Raw genomic sequence first — 2203 nt, 5'->3', positions numbered from 1 at the left:
GACAGGTTGATCGATCGGCTGATACAGCGCGGGATTACCCCGGTCATCCCGCCAAAACGCAACAGAACGACACGACGGAAAACCGATTTTTCTCTCTACCGCGAACGGAACCTTGTTGAGAGGTTCTTCAATAAACTCAAGCGGTTTCGCGCTATCGCAACCCGCTACGATAAACTGAAATCGACCTTTTTCGCAGCCGTGCAGTTCGCCTCAATCATCATCCTGCTTAACTGACGACACGCTGTAGGTCACCCATATCTCGGGTGTCCGGTGAGGTGAGAACGGCTACCTCACGCACCAGCCTGCTTCGGCGGGAAGGTAACTAAGTCAGACTGAAGCCTATCGCGGGGAGCTTGGTTCTGACCCAAGAGATCGGGGATTGCATCCCGTCCGGACAGAAAACAGATATGAACCATATCTTGCGGTCGACTCATGAGTTTTGACCTACCTAAGAGCCTGATCCGAAAGTTTTTGAACAATACCAGCCTGTTGTGATTCATCCGTCTTTGCGAAGAGATGGAGTGAATGGTGGCATGGACTGGTATTGCCCGACACGAACATAGCCGGGAGGGATTGCGATATCCATCGGATATGACGGATGCCGGGTGGGCTTTGATTATGCCGTTCGTGCCCCCCGGCGAAGCGGGGCGGACGGCCTCGCACGGCGGATATGCGCGAGGTTGTAAACGCGATACTCCATATCGCCTCGGGTGGGTGTGCGTGGCATCTGCTGCCGAAATGCTTTCCACCGGTCTCGACCGTCAGGCGCTACTTTTACGCATGGCGTGATGCCGGACTGTTCGAAGCGATGAACACGGTACTGGTCATGAACCTGCGGGAGATCGAAGGGCGTAAGGCCTCCCCGAGCGCGGGCGTGATTGATAGCCAGTCGGTGAAAACCACGGAAAGTGGGGGAATTTCCGGTTATGACACTGGAAAGAAGGTCAAAGGTCGCGAGCGCCATATTCTGACGGATACCTGCGGCTTCCTGATCTTCCTCCCTGTTCATGCCGCTGACATTCAGGATCGTGACGGGGCTGTCGATGTCCTGGCGGCAATACGCAAACACTTTCCATGGCTTCGCCACATCTTCGCCGATGGCGGCTATGCCGGTAATAAACTGCGATCCGCGCTCGCCAGCATGGGAAAATGGACGGTCGAAATCATCAGGCGATCAGACACAGCCAGGGGCTTTGAAATCCTGCCTCGCCGCTGGGTGGTCGAACGAACATTCGCCTGGCTCGGTCGCTGCAGGCGGCTCGCCAAAGACTGGGAAAAGTCCATAGCCTCGTCAACAGCGTGGACTTTGATCGCCTCAATCCGCATGCTGACCCGCAGAACCGCAAGGCATTGTCAGTGCTGAAAAACTTTCGAATCAGGTTCTCAGACCTTTCATGACCTTCAACATCACCAGAACTCCCGGCACTCAAGTTCATATGGGATGGCAAAACACGTCCGGTAAGGCCGTGCTGTCTTGTTGATACGTGGGAAAAACTTTTGTCAACAGAACCTAAAGAACGCAAAGACAGAAACAAAGATAGATATTGAAGGATATATCTCCGGGAGTAGAGCTATTGTTGTCAAGAATGCAGATCGTCTGCACAAAACTGCTCGACGTATACGCGTGACAATTATCAAAAAAGAACACAATGGGATGATATATTATGTCCAAACTGTTAAACTGTACCAATGACGATATTCTCGACATGTTTCCTCGTCTGGCCGACCTCGACGGGGGCACATTCGGCGAAGATGCCGATACATTTGGCGATACGTTACGTGAAGTTATTCAGGATGAACCACAAACACGGGATTTGCCATTCAAACGGCAAACGATCAGAGAATTAAGAAATTTCCTGATCTATAGTGACGAGGATATTGAGCGCGTCAGCTGGGTTATGCTCGGTATAAACCCCACGGTTGCCCCCGAAGAGCCACCGAATTGGGGCCGTTTTCCCAGTTTGCGGGCATTCTGGTCAGCCGTTCTGCATGCCTTTGAAAATGACCCCGAGGTGCAGGCGGGAAGAGAGATTGACCCGAGTCCGTAAGGGCAGATCGTTCGTCAACACCGAATACAAGAATATCTGCTTTCATATGTTGGCATTCCAGAAGCAGACATTCCACTCTCCTGAAGAGTTTCGGGCGCCGTGAGGCGTACGAAAGTCGGGGAGGACCGAACCCGCGACACCGGGACTCAGTTATG

Annotated in this window: 3 protein-coding genes; all 3 read left to right on the top strand. The window is 52.8% G+C overall.

Translation table 11 applies throughout. The features are described from left to right. A partial coding sequence (locus tag MSKU9_RS00445) for a transposase (protein ID WP_141259402.1) occupies positions 1–234 on the top strand: 234 nt, incomplete at its 5' end. 291 nt (positions 235–525) lie between these two features. Then, positions 526–1363, top strand: a protein-coding gene (locus tag MSKU9_RS00440; RefSeq protein WP_141259401.1) for an IS5 family transposase whose coding sequence is annotated in 2 segments (ribosomal slippage) — positions 526–630 and positions 632–1363 — 837 coding nt in all. Because the reading frame shifts where the segments join, the coding sequence is not laid out codon by codon here. A gap of 343 nt (positions 1364–1706) precedes the next feature. After that, positions 1707–2048: a hypothetical protein gene (locus MSKU9_RS00435; protein ID WP_141259403.1), complete on the top strand. Its 342-nt coding sequence runs from the start codon at positions 1707–1709 to the stop codon at positions 2046–2048. The last annotated feature ends 155 nt before the right edge of the window (positions 2049–2203 follow it).

This window comes from Komagataeibacter diospyri (assembly GCF_006538165.1).
Taxonomy (GTDB): Bacteria; Pseudomonadota; Alphaproteobacteria; order Acetobacterales; family Acetobacteraceae; genus Komagataeibacter; species Komagataeibacter diospyri.
The sequence above is the reverse complement of the archived record's forward strand: the minus strand, read 5'-3'. Positions and strand labels throughout refer to the sequence as shown.